The following is a 15,007-nucleotide window of genomic DNA, read 5'->3' as shown; positions in this document are numbered from 1 at the left end:
GGTCGGGATCGAGGGTCGGTTCGAGGAGGAGTTCGCCGGTGCGAAACGAGGATCTGCTGGAGATGCCGGCGTCATGGCTGGCCTCGCTGTATCCGCGCCGCGGCGGCGCCGCCGTCCCACCGCCCGCCAAGGCGAAGGACGCGGTGAAGAAGTTCGAGCGCCTCGTCGGCTCGAAGGTCGGCGACCTCACCGAGTCCCTCGCCCGCGCCGAGACCGATCCCGACCTGCGCGCGGCCGCGCAGGAGTACGTGACCGGCGGCACCGCGGCGGCGTCCCCGCTGGGGATCGCGGCGGTCACCGCGAAGCTCCTGCGCAGGATCGCCGGCACCCGCGTCGACGCGACGGTGATCGCGGACGCCTGGATCGCGGCCCACGGGCCGGTGTTCGCCGCCGTCGCCGCGGCCGAGCTGGTCGACCTGCGGGTCGGTGAGTCCGGCGCGAACTGGCAGCGGCCACACGAGCAGATCGCCCGCCGCCTGCCCGGCGAGCCGGCCAACCTGGACTGGATGCCGGTCCTCGGCCGGGTCCGTGCCCACCTGGTCGCGGTGCCCGACGAGGACCACGCGGCGGTGTGCGAGGCATTGGCCATGGTACGCGCGGCGCGTGGCCCCCATTCGCGGGCGGCGGCGTCGTTCCTGCTGCCGGAGCGCAAGGACTGGGTCGACGAGGACATCCCGGCCACGCTGGTCATGTTCTCGATCGGCGACGCGGAGCAGCTGGCCCGGTTCACGCCGTCGCAGTGGCGGTCCCAGCTGTCGGCGTCCGACGGAGCCCTCGCGACGGTCATGGACGGGGTGGGCGCCGCGCTCGCCCCCGTCCTCGGCGAGCTGCTGGGGTCGCTGCCGGAGTACCGGACGGACGAACGCGAACGGGTCGCGGCCGCCCTGGCCGTCCTGCCCGACGACGACGCGTTCCGGGCGCTGATCGCGCACGTCCCGCAGCCGCAGGCGTACCTCGCCCTGCTCGACGCCGCCCAGCGGTTCCCGGTCCGGGCGATCCGGCTGCTGACCGGCGACCTGTTCGAGGCGTACGCCGCCGGATACCCCGAGGCCCTCGAACTGGCCCGGCCGCACCTGGACCCGGCGAGGGTCCCGGCGCCCGTGGTGGTGGACGCGTGCGATCCCGGTGAGGTCCCGGCGCCGCTGCGGGCGGGCGGCCCGCCGCCCGAGCTGACCGGCTGGGCAAACGCCGCGGTCCTGCCGCGGGTCCGGCTGCGTGACGGCCGGGCCCTGCCGGTCGACGCGGCCCGGCGGCTCGTCGCCCTGCTCACCCGGTCCCGCGCGGGGATGGCGCCGGACGGGCTCGCCGAGGTCGTCGCGGCCTGCGACCGCGCGTCCCTGGCCGCCTTCGGCTGGGCGCTGTTCCAGCGGTGGCAGGCGATCGGGCTGCCGACGTCCGGCACGTGGGCGATGCTCGGGCTGGCCTGGATCGGCGACGACGACGTGGTCCGGCGCCTGACCCCGCTCATCAAGGTGTGGCCCGGCACGGGCGGGCACCACCGCTCGGTCGCCGGGCTGTCGGTGCTGACCGGGCTGGGCACCGACGTGGCGCTCATCCACCTCAACGACGTCGCGGAGAAGGTCAAGTTCGCCGGGCTCAGCTCGACCGCGCGCGGCATGCTGCACACGGTCGCCGGGCGGCTCGGCCTCACCGGCGAGCAGCTCTCCGACCGGCTCGTGCCGGACCTCGGTCTGCGGGCCGACGGCGTCCTGGTCCTGGACTACGGGCCGCGCCGGTTCGTCGTCGGCTTCGACGACCAGCTGCGCCCGACCGTCGCCGACGAGGACGGCAAGCGGCTCAAGTCGCTGCCGAAGCCGGGCGCGCGCGACGACGCCACGCTGGGCCCGGCCGCATACCAGCGCTTCGGCGCGCTGAAGAAGGACGTCCGGACCCTGGCGGGCGACCAGATCCGCCGGTTCGAGCGGGCGATGGTGACCGGGCGGCACTGGACGGCACCCGAGTTCGCCACCTTCATCGTCGGTCATCCCCTGCTACGGCACCTCGCCCGGCGGCTGGTCTGGTCGTTCCGGGCGGAGGCCGACGGGTCCACTGTGGACGGCTCGTTCCGGGTGGCGGAGGACGGCTCGTACGCAGGCGTCGACGACGACGCACTCACGCTTCCCGGCGGCGCGCTGGTGGGGGTCGCCCATCCGCTGCGGCTCGGCGGCTCGGTGCCCGGGTGGGCCGAGGTCTTCTCCGACTACGAGCTGCTGCAGCCGTTTCCGCAGCTGGGCCGCGAGACCTACGAGCTCACCGCGCAGGAGGCGAAGGCGACGCAGCTCACCACGTTCGAGGGCCGGGTCGTGCCGTCCGGGCGGGTGCTCGGCCTCGAACGCTCCGGCTGGAGCCGCGCCACGCCGCAGGACAACGGCCACCAGCCCTGGATCGAACGGCCGCTGCCGGGCGGGCTGCGGGCCTACATCCGGCTGGCGCCGGGCTTCACGATCGGCCGCCCCGGCGACGACCCCGAGCAGACACTGAGCGCGCTGGTCGTGTCGCGGGGCCGCATCGGGTACCGGCGCAGCGCCGCGGACGAGGCCGAGCTGGGCGCCGTCGACGAGGTGGCGATGTCGGAGCTGCTGCGCGAGCTGCACCAGCTGTGACGCCGGTCAGGCGCGGAGGCGTTCGAGGCCGTCGAGCAGCAGGTCGAGGGTGAACTCGAACTCGACCTGACTGTCGCACCAGCCGAGGGTCGGGTCGGTCGCGGCGTGGATCTCGGCGGCCATCATGGCGGTCAGGTGCGGCATGGCCTCGGCCATCCCGGCGAGTTCCTCCTCGGTGGCCTCGACGTCCATGCTGCCGCCGGCCGGCGCCGGGCTGAACACCTCCTGCGCGAAGCCGAGCGGCATGCTGCCGAAGGCGTGCAGGGCGCGGTGCGCGAGGTGGTAGGAGAAGCCGGCGCCGACGAGGGTGCCGAGGATGCCGTCGTAGTACGCGAACAGCGTCGCCGGGATGGTCCGGCGGGTGCCCAGCAGCCCCGGCGCCCATGCGTGGCGCAGCATGACGCGCCTGGCCGTGAGGAACTGCCCCCGCAGCACCGCCCGCCAGTCCCCGGCGCCGTCCTTCCCGGCCGCCTCGGCGACGATCTCGGCGATCACCGTCTCCGCGACGCCGTCGAGCAGGGTCTCCTTGTCGGGCAGGTGGTAGTAGAGCGACATCGCCTCGACGCCGAGGTCGACGGCGAGCCGCCGCATCGTCAGCGCCTGGATCCCGTGCTCGTCGGCCAGTGCCACCGCCGCCGTCAGCACGCGCTCGCGGCTCAACGGCTGCCGGGACGCCTTCGTTGCCAACCGTTTCCCCCTTCGCCTCTTGTCGCCACCTTACAACGTATGGTTACCTTACGAGGTAAGGTTGGTCCCGCCTGCCAAGGAGCACCATGCATCCGCTGGTCCGCACCGCCCGCATCACCGGTCTGCTCTATCTCGGCCTCGCCATCGCCGGCGGCCTCGGGTTCCTCGTCGTGCGGTCCCAGCTCTTCGCGGACGGCGACCCCGGCGCGACCCTGGCCAACCTCGTCGAGCACGAGTCGCTCGCCCGCGCCGGCGTCGGACTGGAGCTGCTCACCGTCCTCACCCAGGCCCTCGCGGCCGTGTGGTTCTACCGGCTGTTCCGCACCGTCGACCAGTTCGCCGCGGGCACCATCGCCGCGTTCGGTCTCGTCAACGCGGTCGTGATCCTCGTCAGCGCGGCGCTGCTGGGCACCGCGGTCGACCTCGCCGCCGAGCCGTTCGGCGACGCGGCGGCCGGCGCCCAGCTGCTGTACCTGGTCAGCGGTGCACTGTGGAGCGTCGGCGGCATCTTCTTCGGCCTGTGGCTGCTGCCCATGGGGTGGTGCGTGCTGCGCTCCGGCTGGATGCCCCGGGTCCTCGGCTGGGTCATCATCGCCGGGGGCGCCGGCTACGTGATCGGCTCGTTCGTCGACCACCTGGCCCCCGCCGCGGCCGGACTGGCCGACGCGTTCACGTTCCCGGCCGCGATCGGCGAGCTGTGGATGGTCGGCTACCTGCTGATCATCGGCGTCCGCCGGCAGGCCCTCGACGCGGCCCCGACCGTGGCGCCCGCGGTCAGCGCCGCCCGTGCCGCAGGATGATCTCGCGCGTCGAGCCCATCCCGTAACGGTCCAGGTCGCTGGACATCGCGGCGACCTCGTCGAGGACGGGACCGGCGTCGACGCCGGCCCGCGCGGCGCGCTCGCACAGGTCCTGCAGTTCGAGGATCTCGTCGCGGGCGTCGCCGCCCTGGTCGCGGGCCGACAGGTGCACCAGGCGGGCGCGCAGCTCCGCGGCGGTGCCCCAGTCCCGCGGCAGGTGGGCACCCCACCGGAAGTGCCCGTGCCGGTCGAACAGCCCCCGGATCCGCGCCCGCGTCGCCCCGTCGCCGGCCGCGTAGGCCTCGACGAGCGCCCGCACCGCCGCCTCGGCCCGCTCCCGCACGCCGAGCGCCGCCAGCTCTGCCTCGACCCGGGCCGCCATGCCCGTGAACGCGGCAGGATCGGACAGGTCGACCGGTGCGGTGGCGACCGGGCGGTAGGCGGCGTCGAGGGCGGCGACCTCCCGCTCGATGTCGTGCAGGTCCATCCCGTCTCCCCCGGCCCGCCGCGCTGGCGCGTGGCCAGCGTAGCGGGACGGGGCTCAATGGCGGATACGGAGTGGATCCTGCGGCTGCTGAACCGCCCGGCGCGGCCCTCAGCTGTAGTCGAGCGAGAAACTGTTGCAGGTGAAGGAGGAGCGGCCCGCGGTGCCGGTCAGCTCGAAGCCGAACTGGACCTGCCCCACCGTCACGTCGCCCCACCAGCCCTGCGTGCGCAGCCAGTTCATGACCGCCAGGACGTCGACGCTGCCGGACCCGGTCGTGCTGGTCCGCACGAAGGAGAAGACGGCGTTGGCACCGTTCGAGCCGCGGTACACGTTCCAGGTGTGACCGCCGACCGCGACGTTGCGGGCGTTGGGGACCGCGCCGTTGGCGTCGTAGGACTCCGCGATCGGCCCGACCGCGCCGTGCTGGTTCGCCCAGATCATGACCTCGTAGGCGTTGTTGTTGGCCCAGATGTCGTACGCGGTCGCGTAGTCGCCGTCGCCGGGCACGCTGACGTTGAACGTGCTGCGCACCGAGCTCAGCGAGCTGAGGCTGCGGTTGAGGGTCTTGCCGGTGTGCGGGTAGGACTTCACGCCGCTGGTGCGCGGGTGCTCGGCGACCACGCCCCAGTTGGTGCCGGTGCGCGCCCAGATCGTCTGCGGTCCGGCGCCGGAGCCCCAGACGTCGTTGATGACGGTGTACCCGTTGTTCGTCCAGGTGTCCCACGCGCCGGTGGCGACCCACGCGGCGTCGGCGGGCACGCCGCCGGACGGCGTCGACGGGGTCGGTGACGCCGACGACCTCGTCGGGCTCGGGGTCGGGCTCGTCGTGCCGGACACGCCGCCGGTGCAGGCCGTGCCGTTGAGGCTGAAGCTCCCGGGTACGGGGTTGCTGCCGCTCCAGGATCCGTTGAAGCCGAACGAGGTGCTCGCGTTGGTGGCCAGGGATCCGTTGTAACCGGCGTTCCTGGCGGTGACCTGCGAGCCGCTCTGGGTGACCGTGGCGTTCCACGCCTGGGTCACCTGCTGCCCCGCCGCGTAGGACCACACCAGGGTCCAGGCGCTGACGGGGTCGCCGAGGTTGGTGACGGTGACGTTCGCCCCGAAGCCGCCCGGCCACTGGCTGGCGACGGAGTAGGCGACGCGGCAACCGGTGGCGGCCGACGCGGACGGCGCCGTCACCATGACGCCGATCGCGGCCGCGCCGATCGTCGTGACGGACAGAGCAACAGCGGTGCGCCTTCGCATGGCGGAACGACCTTCCCTCAGCCGGCCACCGTCGCGCCTCACCGCAATTGGCAAGTCAAGTGACCTATGTCGATGCGCTTCGACAGGGGAAGCTAGCTCCGGCGGTCGCCGCGGTCAACCGTTGCGGGCCCCGACGCCTTGACGGGCGTGAAAGTTGCGACCGCTGCCACCGCCGCTGTCATTCGCCTCGGTGAGGTCGCCGTCCACGAGGTGGTACACGGTGTCGACGTGGTCGAGCCCGTCGCGGCGGTGGGTGAGCAGCAGCACCGCGCGGCCCATCGCCGCGGCGAGCAGGTCGGTCATGAGCGCCGCCGCCTCCTGCTCGTCGAGGCCTTCGGTCGGCTCGTCGAGCACCAGCAGCGCTGGGTCCGCGAGCAACGCACGGGCCATCGCGAGGCGCCGCCGCTGCCCGCCGGAGATGGTGGTGCCGCCCTCGCCGAGCCACGTGTCCAGCCCCGCCGGCAACCCGTCCAGCCACGGCCCCAGGTGCGCGCCGGCGAGGGCCTCGCGCAGGTCGTCGTCGGTCGCCGCCGGCCGGGCCAGGCGCAGGTTCTCCCGCACGGTGGTCGCGAACACGTGGTCCGCGGCGTCACCGACGAGGCTGACCGTGCGGCGGATCGCGGCGTCGGGCAGGTCGCGCACGTCGGTGCCGCCGATCCGGACGCGCCCGCCGCGCGGGTCGAGCATCCGCACCAGCACCGCGGCGAGGGTCGACTTGCCGCTGCCGGACGCCCCGAGCACCGCGACCCGCCGCCCCGCCGGCAGTTCCAGGTCGAGCCCGCGCAGCGCGGGTGGCCGCCCCGGATCCCAGCCCGCCGTGAGCCCTCGACGCTCACCGCGCGGTCCGCGTCCACAGTGGACGGGTTCGCCGGACGGGGCGGCACCGCGGCGGACGGCCCGGCGGGGCGGGGTGGGTGGCGAGGGCGGCGAGGCGTTGCCGGGCGCCGGCCGCGGCGCGGCGGGCGATCGCGGCCTCGGGCAGGGTCAGCACCGGCTCGGCGAGGACGACGGCGCCCAGCAGGAGGATCGCGGCGACCTCGGCGGGGAGCCCGCCGGCGGTCGCGGCGAGGGCCGTGCCGACGACCGCGATGCCACAGCCCAGGTGCGCCAGGGCGGACGCCGCGCCGGACGTGGCCGCCGCGCGGGCCTCCAGCCGCGACAGTGCGCGGCTGCGCCGGTCGGGGACGGCGAGCGCGGTGGCAGCGTCGCGTGCCGCGAGGTCCTCGATGCCCTCGACGGTTTCCACGACGGCGTCGCGCAGTTCGGCGCGGGCCCGGCCGGTGGCGGCGTCGACCCGGCCCGCGTGCCGGGCGGCCAGCCACGGGGCGAGCACAGCCGCGACGGCGAGACCGGCGGCGAGCGCGACGGCGGCCGCGGGGCGCACGACCGCCGCGGCGGCGACGGCGACCGTGATGGCGGCCCAGGCGGCGTACGCGGGCAGTTGTCCCCGCAGCACCCCGTCCACTCTCGCGTCGACGTCGTCGACGACCCTGGTGAGCAGGTCGCCGCGGCGGTGCAGGGCCGGGCCGGGGACCCGGGGCACCAGGTCGGCGTACACCTCGGCCCGCCACGCGCCGAGCCGGGCGAACGCGAGCTCGTGCGAGACGAGCCGTTCGAGGTACCGCAGCAGCGGACGGGCCACGGCGCTGCCCCGCACCAGGACGACGGCCGCGGACAGGGTGAGCACCGGCGGCAGCCCGGCGGCGCGGACGAGCAGCCACGCCGCGGCCCCGGTGAGGGTGATGCCGGCCAGCCACGAGGCCGCACCGAGCCCGGCCGCCGTCACCGGCCGCCGCCACCACCGGCGCCCCTGCCCTTCCTGCCACGCCGCCGCGCCCGCCCGTCCGGCGCCGCCATCTGACGCAGCCGCGGACACCCCGACGCCGACCGCGGGCGCGGAGGCGGGCGGCGCAACGGCGGGCGGTGCGACCGGCACGCTCCGGTCGGCGGCGACGGGCGCGGAGGCAGGCACCGCAGCGGCGGGCGGCGCAACGGCGGGCACCGCAACGGCGGGCGGCGCAGCGGCGGGCGGCGTGATGAGCACGCTCCGGTCGGCTGCGGCGAGGACCGCCGGCCGGTGCGCTACGACGAGGACCGCGCACCCCCGCGCGGCCAGGGTCCGCAGCTCCGCGATGACCAGGCGTTCGGCGGTGGCATCGAGGTGGGCGGTGGGTTCGTCCAGCAGGACGACGGCCGGGCCTGCGCCGGCCTGGCGCAGCAGCCGGGCCAGGGCGAGCCGCTGCCGCTGGCCGGCGGACAGGCCCTGGCCGCGTTCGCCGAGCGGCGTGTCGAGCCCGCCCGGCATCGCGAGGATCTCGGCGTCGAGGCCGACCGTGCGCAGCGCGGCGAGCACCACGCCGTCGTCGGGTCGCGACTCCCCGTCCAGCGCGACCGCCGAGGCGACGCTGCGTGCGTGCGGCAGGCTCGGGTCCTGCGGCAGGTACAGCGGCCGCCCCCCGCCGACGAAGACGCTGCCGTCGAGCACCGGCTGCAACCCGGCGAGGACCCGCAGCGCGGTGGTCTTCCCCGCACCGGACGGCCCGCGCAGCGCGACGAGCTCTCCACTGTGGACCGTGAGCGCCGGCAACCGCAGCGCGTCGACCCCCACACCGGGATGCCGCACCCGCACGCCGACCGCGGCCACCCCCGGCGCCGCGGCCACCGACGCTGTAGCAACCGACGCGGCGACCGACGGGGACGGGGCCGGAGTCAGGATTTCGTCGACGTCGGCGATGACGGCGGCCGCGTCGGCGCTGGCGTGGAAGCGGGCGGCGACCTCGCGCAGCGGCCGGTACGCCTCCGGGGCCAGCAGGATGACCAGCAGCGCCGGGGCGAGGTCGAGCCGGCCCGCCGCGACGCGCAGGCCCGCCTCGACGGCGACCAGGCCGACCGACAGGGTGCCGATCAGGTCCAGGGCGGTCGAGGAGAGAAACGCGACCCGCAGCACGCGCACGGTCGCGGCGCGGTGGCCGTCGGTCATCCGGCGGACAGTGTCGATCTGCCGGTCGGCGCGGCCGAACAGGCGCAGGGTCGCGATGCCGCGCACCGCGTCGAGGAAGTGCCCGGCGAGGCGGGCACTGGCCTGCCAGCGGTCCTGGGCGCGCCGGGCGGTTGCCCAGCCGATGAGCGCGCCGAGAAGCGGCACCAGCGGCAGGGTGACCAGCACGATGACGGCGGAGGCGGGGTCGACGACCAGCATCGTGGCCACGACGAGGGGTGGCAGGGCGGCGCCGAGGACGAGGGCGGGCAGGTAGCCGCTGAACCACGGCCGCAGCGCGTCGAGGCCGCCGCTGAGGACGGCGACGAGGCGGCCGGTGCCGTACCCGGCGACCCACGCCGGTCCGCGGCGCAGCGCGGCGGACAGCACCGAGCGGCGCAGCTCGTCGGTGACGCGGGCGGCGGTGCGTCGGCCGACGACCTGCTCCGCCCAGATCAGTGCGGCGCGGGCGGCGTACACCCCGGCGAGCGCGGCGAATGCCCATAGGCCGGCATCACGGGCGACCAGCCCGGTCAGCACCACGGCGAGCACGACCGTGGCGGCGGCCTGGGCGGCGCCGATGACCGCGAGGGCCGCGATACCGGCCCGGCTCGTCCGGGCGTGCCGCAGCAGCCGCGGGTCGACCGGGCCCCGGGCGCGGCGGTTCACGTGGCGATCCGTTCGCTGGCGACGCGCTGCCGGAACACGCGGTAGGACCACATCTGGTACACCAGGACACCGGGCAGCACGACGACGCCGGCGATGCTGATCAGCCGCAGCGCGGAGCCGGTCGCCGCGGCGTCGTGCATCGTCAGCGACCAGGCGCCGGACAGGGTGCTCGGCAGGACGACGTCGCCGTTGGCGGTGAACACGGCGACGACGGCCGCTGCCACGGCGAGCGCGGTGAGCCCGAACGCGATGCCCTCCCGCCGCCGGGCGAGCAGGGCGACGCCGGCCAGGAGCGGCGCGACGGCCAGCGCCACCGCGAACTGCACACCGGCGGCGAGCGCCGCCACGGCCCCCACAAGGGCGACCCACCGGGCCAGCCGCCCGGCCCTGCGGCGCACCGGGCCGGTGGTGCGCAGCGCCAGGAAGGTCGCGCCGAGCAGCACCGCTGCGGTCAGCGCGACGAGAGCGCCGAGCACGGCGGCAGGGGTGAGGACCGGCGTGACGGTGCGGCCGAGCCCGCCGCCCACGACGGAACCGCCGGAGTCCAGGGCGAGGCCGCGGACGAAGACGGTCAGCACGGCGCCCCACAGCAGCACGACCCCGGCGGAGCAGGCGGCCAGGACGAGGTCGCAGCGGCGGCGCCAGCGCGGGTCGTCGTGCTTGCCCCGGAACTCCAGCGCGACGCCGCGGCCGGCGAGCAGCAGCAGGATCAGCACCATCGGCAGGTACAGGCCGGACAGCAGGGCGGCGTACCACGAAGGGAACGCGGCGAACGTGACACCGATCGCGGCGACCAGCCACACCTCGTTGCCGTCCCAGAACGGGCCGATGGTGCGCACGGCGGCGGCGCGCTCGTGCTCGTCGCGGCCGAGCAGCGGGGAGAGCAGTCCGATCCCGAAGTCGAAGCCCTCGAGCACGAAGAACAGAACCCAGCAGAGCACGACCAGGGCGTACCAGATGACGACGAGATCCATCAGAGTCTCCTCAGTAGCTCAGGGCCGGCTCGGGCTCGGCCGCGGCGCGCTCGTCGGAGGCAGGCGGGCTGAGCGGCTTGCGGGCGAGGTGGCGCACCAGGCGCAGCCACACGACCGCGAGGACGCCGTAGACGGCGGCGAAGCCGAGCAGGGACGCGAGGACCTCGCCGCTGGTGAGGCCCGGGGAGATGCCGTCGGCGACCTTCGACAGGCCGAACGCGATCCACGGCTGCCGGGCGGTCTCGGTGAAGATCCAGCCGAGGCTGTTGGCCGCGGAGGGCAGCAGCGGCAGCAGCAACGCCCCGCGGACCAGCCAGGCGGCGGGCTGCCGGCCGCGACGGGTGCGCCAGAGGTACAGCACGGCGAACAGCATCGCGAGCATGCCGGCGCCGATCATCAGGCGGAAGGACCAGAACGCGACCGGGACCATCGGGATGTAGCTGCCCGGGCCGTATGCGGCGGAGTACTGCGCCTGGAGGTCGTCGATGCCGGCGACGGTGGCGTCGGGGCTGCCGTAGGCGAGGATCGACAGCAGCCGCGGCACCTCGATGCTGAAGTCCGGGCCGACCGCGAAGAGGGAGAACGGCGCGCCGGTCGTGGTGGCGTACAGCGCCTCGGCCGCGGCCATCTTCATCGGCTGCACCTGGGTGATGACCTTGCCGAGGTGGTCGCCGGTGACGGCGGTGAGCGCGCCGCCCGCGGCGGTCATCCAGGCGCCGAGCCGGGCGAGCGTGATGAACGCCTGCCGGTCAGGGGTGCCGGCCGCGGCGCGCCAGGCGCCGATGGCCAGCAGCAGCGCGCCGCCGACCATGACGGCGCCGGCGGTGGTGTGCGGGAACGCGGCGAGGTTGACCTCGTTGAGCAGCAGCTCGCGGAAGCTGGTCAGGTGGGCGCGGCCGGTGGCCGGGTCGAGCTCGAAGGCGACCGGGTGCTGCATGAACGAGTTCCCGGCCAGGATGATGAACGCCGAGAGCAGGGTGCCGACGGCGACGACGACGATCGTGGCCAGGTGGACCCCGCGGGACAGCCGGTCCCAGCCGAAGTACCACAGCGCGAGGAACGTGGCCTCGAGGAAGAACGCCAGCATGCCCTCGATGGCGAGGGTGGGGCCGAAGACGTCGCCGTAGAAGCGGGCGAACTCGCTCCAGGCGAGCCCGAACTGGAACTCCTGCACCAGGCCGGTGACGACGCCGACGGCGAAGGTGACGATGAGCAGCTTGCCGACGAGCAGGGTCAGCTGGCGGTACCGGTCCTGGCCGGTGCGCATCCACGCGATCTGCAGCCCGGCCGTGGTGGCCGACAGGCTGATCGACAGCGGGACGAACAGGTAGTGGTAGATCGTGACGACGGCGAACTGCAGCCGGGTCAGGTCGAGCACGTCCATGGCACCCCCATCTACGACAGTTCGTAGTAGATACTACGTCTCGTAGTACGACGCGCACCGTAATCCGCGTTACAGTTGGAGACATGAGCGGGTTGGGCGAGCTGGAGCGTGAGGTCATGGCACGGCTGTGGGACGCCGGCGAGCCGTTGACCGTCCGGCAGGTGCACGAGCGGCTCGACCCGGACCGGGGGCTGGCGTACACGACCGTGATGACGGTGCTGGACCGCCTCGCCAAGAAGGGCGTGGTCACGCAGCAGAAGGCCGACCGCGCCTACCGGTACGCGGCCGCACAGACCCGCGAGGAGATGACCGCGGCGCTCATGCTCGACGCGCTCAGCGCCGCCCCCGACGGCGCGGCACGCGACGCCGCCCTCGCCCACTTCGTCGGGCGGGTCGGTCCCGCCGGCGCCGCCGCCCTGGCAGCGGCGCTCAAGGCCGCCGAGGGCCGGTGACCGCGCTCCTGCTGGGGGCGCTCGGCCTGACGTTGTCGCTGGTCGCGCCCGGCCCTGGCACGGGCCCGGTGGACGGCGCGGGCACCGGGCGCCGCCGTCGCGCTGTGGCAGTCGCTGACCCTCGCCGCGGTGCTCTGCGCGCTGGGCGTCGTGCTCGCCGCACCCGAGGAGCTGGTCAGGGCCCGCGGCGCCGACCAGACCCTCGCGGTCGCCGCGCTCTTCGCCGCGCTCACGGTGGCAGCCGTCATCGTCGTGCGGTTGCTCGTGTCGCTGGGCCTGGTGGTGTACCGCTCGCGCGTCCGGCGGGCCCGCCACCGCATGCTCGCCGACCTGCTCGACCGGGCCGAGGAGCGCGCCGGGTTCGACGACGCGGTGAGGGTGCTCGACGGCGGGCTGCCGTTCGCGTACTGCGTGCCGGGCCGCTCCCCCAGGATCGTGCTGAGCCAGGGCACACTGCGCCTGCTGAGCGAGCCGCAGGTCGCGGCGGTCCTCGCGCACGAGCGGGCGCACCTGCGCGCCAGGCACGACGTGGTGATGGAGTCCTTCACCGCCTTCTACCGGGCCGTGCCCGGCCCGCTGCGCAGCCGCGCCCCGCTCGACGCGGTGCACATCCTGCTGGAGGCCCTGGCGGACGACGCGGCACGGCGGCGGCACGGCACCGGGCCGCTGCGCGAGGCGCTCCGGGCGCTCGGCGGGTCGAGCGGCGACCTGGAGCTGGAGGGGCACGACCGCGACGCCGACCAGGAGCGCCGGTGGCGGCTGGACCGCCTCGCCCCGGGCGCGCCCGCCACGAGCCGGTGGCTCAGCGCCGCCGGCTACACCCTCGCCGCCGCGATCCTCGTCCTGCCGACGGTGCTGCTGGTCGTGCCGTGGCTCGGCGAGGCGCTACGCACCTGGCCGCTCTGAGAAGACGTCGACGGTCAGGCGGATCGTGACGGTGTCGCCGACGTCGATCTCCTCCGCCTTGCGGACCCGGTCCTTCAGCGGCACCACGTAGCCACCGTTCTTCGGGAACAGCGACGTCGTCCAGCCGGTGCCGCCGATGCGGGCCGCGACCGGGATCATCCCCCAGCCGTAGGTGACCAGGGCGGCGGCGTCACGCAGCGCGACGCACTCGTCCTCGGGCACCGTGACGAAGTGATACGGCGACGGGCCGCGCCAGAACCACACCTCGCCGCCGAACTCCAGGTCCATGCGACACAGCGTAGAAGCGGCGGGTCAGCGCCGCCGGCCGTACGCGGCGCGGCGGGCCAGGGGCGCGTTGTCGAGGATGACGACGCACTTGTGCTCCAGGCGCAGCCAGCCGCGGGCGGCGTAGTCAGCGAGGACCTTGTTCACCGACTCGCGGGAGGCGCCGACGAACTGCGCCAGCTCCGACTGGGTGAGGTCGTGCACGACGCGGGTGTTGCCGTCCTCGGCGACGCCGAAGCGGTGGGCAAGCTGGATGATGCGGCTGGCGACCCGGCCGGGCACGTCGCTGAAGAGCCGGTCGTCGACGGCGGCGCGGTGGCCGCGGATCCCGCGGGCGATCACCCGCAGCAGCTGCTCCGCCACGTGCGGGTGGTGCGCGATCCACCGGTCGAGGACCGGCTTGGGCAGCACGGCCAGGCGGGCGTCGGACACGACGGTGGCGGCGACGACCCGCGGGCCGCCGTCGAGCAGCTCGAAGTCGCCGAAGTGGTCGGCCGGGCCGAGCAGCGCCATGACGCCCTCCCGCCCGTCGCGGGAGCGGCGGCTGAGCTTCACCTTGCCGCTCAGCACGATGAAGAGCCGGTCACCGGGGTCTCCCTCGGCGAACAGCACCGTGCCGCGCTCCGCGTGGACCGTCTCGAAGTCGGCGGCGAGCGCGGCGGCGGCACCCGGATCGATGTTGCGGAACAGATCCGTGGAGCGCAGCACCGGGTCAGCGGCCGGCACCGCAACGGACGGAAACGTCAGGACCATGCGCCCTCCCCGAGCTCAGCGGTACTCAGTACCATTGCGACGGTACTAGATACCGCAACCGGAAAGCAACAGGTCAGACCGATGCGCGAGGATGGGACCGTGACCGCGATTCCTGTACGAGATCGTCTTGTCGACGCCGCCCTCGAGCTGTTCGACGAGCGCGGCTACGAGCAGACGACGGCCGACGACATCGCCGACCGGGCGGGCGTCGGCCGGACGACCCTCTTCCGCCACTACCGGTCGAAGGAGGACGTGATCTTCCCGGATCACGACCGGCTCATCGCGACCGTCAAGGACCGCCTGGCCACCTCGACCGCCGACACCGCGATCGTGGCCGTGACCGAGGCGGTGCGCCAGGTGCTCCTGCGCTACGTCGAGGAGGACGACCGGGCCCGCCGCCGGTATGCGCTCACCAGCCGCATCGCCACCCTGCGCGACCGCGAGATCGCCAGCGTCGCGCGATACCAGCGGCTGTTCCGGGAGTTCATCGCCGAGTGGATGGGGCCCGCCCCCGGTGCGGCGCTGCGCGCCGAGCTGATGGCCGCCGCCGTCGTCTCGGCGCACAACCACGTGCTGCGGCGGTGGCTGCGGCGCGACACCACCGAGCCGGCCGCCGAGCTCGACGCCGCCATGGCCCAGGTCGTGGCGCTGTTCGCGGGGCCCGAACCCGCCAACGGCAACGGGCACGGCACCGCGGTCATCGTCCTGCACGACCAGCGCGACCCCGAGTACGTCGCCGCCACCATCCGGCGGGCGCTGCAGCAGGCCTGAGGCGCCCGCCGGAT

At 74.8% G+C, this 15,007-nt stretch carries 14 protein-coding genes; 5 read left to right on the top strand and 9 right to left on the bottom strand.

The window, feature by feature from the left end; all coding sequences use genetic code 11:
- The first annotated feature begins 38 nt into the window (after nt 1-38).
- Nucleotides 39-2,603 (top strand): DUF4132 domain-containing protein, encoded by a 2,565-nt coding sequence (locus OHA72_RS31115; RefSeq protein ID WP_327011341.1) that lies wholly within the window; start codon nt 39-41, stop codon nt 2,601-2,603.
- 6 nt (nt 2,604-2,609) lie between these two features.
- Here OHA72_RS31115 and OHA72_RS31110 read toward each other — a convergent pair whose 3' ends face one another.
- Nucleotides 2,610-3,290, bottom strand: coding sequence for a TetR/AcrR family transcriptional regulator C-terminal domain-containing protein (locus OHA72_RS31110; RefSeq protein ID WP_327011340.1), 681 nt, complete (start codon nt 3,288-3,290; stop codon nt 2,610-2,612).
- Between the two features lie 86 nt (nt 3,291-3,376).
- On the opposite strand from OHA72_RS31110, the gene OHA72_RS31105 reads away from it, so the two are divergent.
- Nucleotides 3,377-4,090: a DUF4386 domain-containing protein gene (locus OHA72_RS31105; protein ID WP_327011339.1), complete on the top strand. Its 714-nt coding sequence runs from the start codon at nt 3,377-3,379 to the stop codon at nt 4,088-4,090.
- Here OHA72_RS31105 and OHA72_RS31100 read toward each other — a convergent pair.
- The 6 genes from OHA72_RS31100 to OHA72_RS31075 all read right to left on the bottom strand — a co-directional run bounded on the left by OHA72_RS31100 (nt 4,065) and on the right by OHA72_RS31075 (nt 11,826).
- Nucleotides 4,065-4,577, bottom strand: a complete 513-nt coding sequence (locus OHA72_RS31100) for a hypothetical protein (protein ID WP_327011338.1) — start codon at nt 4,575-4,577, stop codon at nt 4,065-4,067. The genes OHA72_RS31105 and OHA72_RS31100 overlap by 26 nt on opposite strands.
- 108 nt (nt 4,578-4,685) lie before the next feature.
- A complete protein-coding gene (locus OHA72_RS31095) occupies nt 4,686-5,822 on the bottom strand; it encodes a glycoside hydrolase family 12 protein (RefSeq protein WP_327011337.1) in 1,137 nt (378 codons plus the stop codon).
- Nucleotides 5,823-5,936: 114 nt separating this feature from the next.
- A complete protein-coding gene (locus tag OHA72_RS31090; protein WP_327011336.1) occupies nt 5,937-6,563 on the bottom strand; it encodes an ATP-binding cassette domain-containing protein in 627 nt (208 codons plus the stop codon).
- A 91-nt stretch (nt 6,564-6,654) separates the two neighbouring features.
- Nucleotides 6,655-9,468: a thiol reductant ABC exporter subunit CydD gene (gene cydD / locus OHA72_RS31085; RefSeq protein ID WP_327011335.1), complete on the bottom strand. Its 2,814-nt coding sequence runs from the start codon at nt 9,466-9,468 to the stop codon at nt 6,655-6,657.
- Nucleotides 9,465-10,442 (bottom strand): cytochrome d ubiquinol oxidase subunit II, encoded by a 978-nt coding sequence (cydB, locus tag OHA72_RS31080; protein WP_327011334.1) that lies wholly within the window; start codon nt 10,440-10,442, stop codon nt 9,465-9,467. Before cydB ends, cydD begins: the two co-directional genes overlap by 4 nt.
- Nucleotides 10,443-10,452: 10 nt before the next feature.
- On the bottom strand, nt 10,453-11,826 hold the full coding sequence (locus OHA72_RS31075) for a cytochrome ubiquinol oxidase subunit I (protein WP_327011333.1): 1,374 nt from the start codon (nt 11,824-11,826) through the stop codon (nt 10,453-10,455).
- 83 nt (nt 11,827-11,909) lie between these two features.
- Between OHA72_RS31075 and OHA72_RS31070 the strand changes: the two genes are divergently transcribed.
- On the top strand, nt 11,910-12,278 hold the full coding sequence (locus OHA72_RS31070) for a BlaI/MecI/CopY family transcriptional regulator (RefSeq protein ID WP_327011332.1): 369 nt from the start codon (nt 11,910-11,912) through the stop codon (nt 12,276-12,278).
- A gap of 129 nt (nt 12,279-12,407) precedes the next feature.
- Nucleotides 12,408-13,184: a M56 family metallopeptidase gene (locus OHA72_RS31065; protein ID WP_327011331.1), complete on the top strand. Its 777-nt coding sequence runs from the start codon at nt 12,408-12,410 to the stop codon at nt 13,182-13,184.
- Here the strand turns inward: OHA72_RS31065 and OHA72_RS31060 are convergent.
- Together OHA72_RS31060 and OHA72_RS31055 are read right to left on the bottom strand one after the other, a co-directional pair.
- Entirely contained in the window at nt 13,164-13,472 is a 309-nt protein-coding gene (locus tag OHA72_RS31060) for a DUF1905 domain-containing protein (RefSeq protein WP_327011330.1), read from the bottom strand. The two genes, OHA72_RS31065 and OHA72_RS31060, sit on opposite strands and share 21 nt — an antisense overlap.
- Nucleotides 13,473-13,496: 24 nt before the next feature.
- Entirely contained in the window at nt 13,497-14,222 is a 726-nt protein-coding gene (locus OHA72_RS31055; RefSeq protein WP_327011329.1) for a Crp/Fnr family transcriptional regulator, read from the bottom strand.
- 99 nt (nt 14,223-14,321) lie between these two features.
- Between OHA72_RS31055 and OHA72_RS31050 the strand changes: the two genes are divergently transcribed.
- On the top strand, nt 14,322-14,993 hold the full coding sequence (locus OHA72_RS31050; protein ID WP_327011328.1) for a TetR/AcrR family transcriptional regulator: 672 nt from the start codon (nt 14,322-14,324) through the stop codon (nt 14,991-14,993).
- Nucleotides 14,994-15,007: the final 14 nt, after the last annotated feature.

The organism is Dactylosporangium sp. NBC_01737, from assembly GCF_035963215.1.
Classification (GTDB): Bacteria; Actinomycetota; Actinomycetes; order Mycobacteriales; family Micromonosporaceae; genus Dactylosporangium.
This window is presented reverse-complemented; position numbering and strand designations above follow the sequence as displayed.

Bases quoted from the DNA above. Each gene is read 5' to 3' on its own strand.
- OHA72_RS31100 (WP_327011338.1), bottom strand. From the start codon at position 4,577: ATGGACCTGCACGACATCGAGCGGGAGGTCGCCGCCCTCGACGCCGCC.
- cydB (WP_327011334.1), bottom strand. From the start codon at position 10,442: ATGGATCTCGTCGTCATCTGGTACGCCCTGGTCGTGCTCTGCTGGGTT.
- OHA72_RS31075 (WP_327011333.1), bottom strand. From the start codon at position 11,826: ATGGACGTGCTCGACCTGACCCGGCTGCAGTTCGCCGTCGTCACGATC.
- OHA72_RS31070 (WP_327011332.1), top strand. From the start codon at position 11,910: ATGAGCGGGTTGGGCGAGCTGGAGCGTGAGGTCATGGCACGGCTGTGG.
- OHA72_RS31060 (WP_327011330.1), bottom strand. From the start codon at position 13,472: ATGGACCTGGAGTTCGGCGGCGAGGTGTGGTTCTGGCGCGGCCCGTCG.
- OHA72_RS31105 (WP_327011339.1), top strand. From the start codon at position 3,377: ATGCATCCGCTGGTCCGCACCGCCCGCATCACCGGTCTGCTCTATCTC.
- OHA72_RS31095 (WP_327011337.1), bottom strand. From the start codon at position 5,822: ATGCGAAGGCGCACCGCTGTTGCTCTGTCCGTCACGACGATCGGCGCG.
- OHA72_RS31055 (WP_327011329.1), bottom strand. From the start codon at position 14,222: ATGGTCCTGACGTTTCCGTCCGTTGCGGTGCCGGCCGCTGACCCGGTG.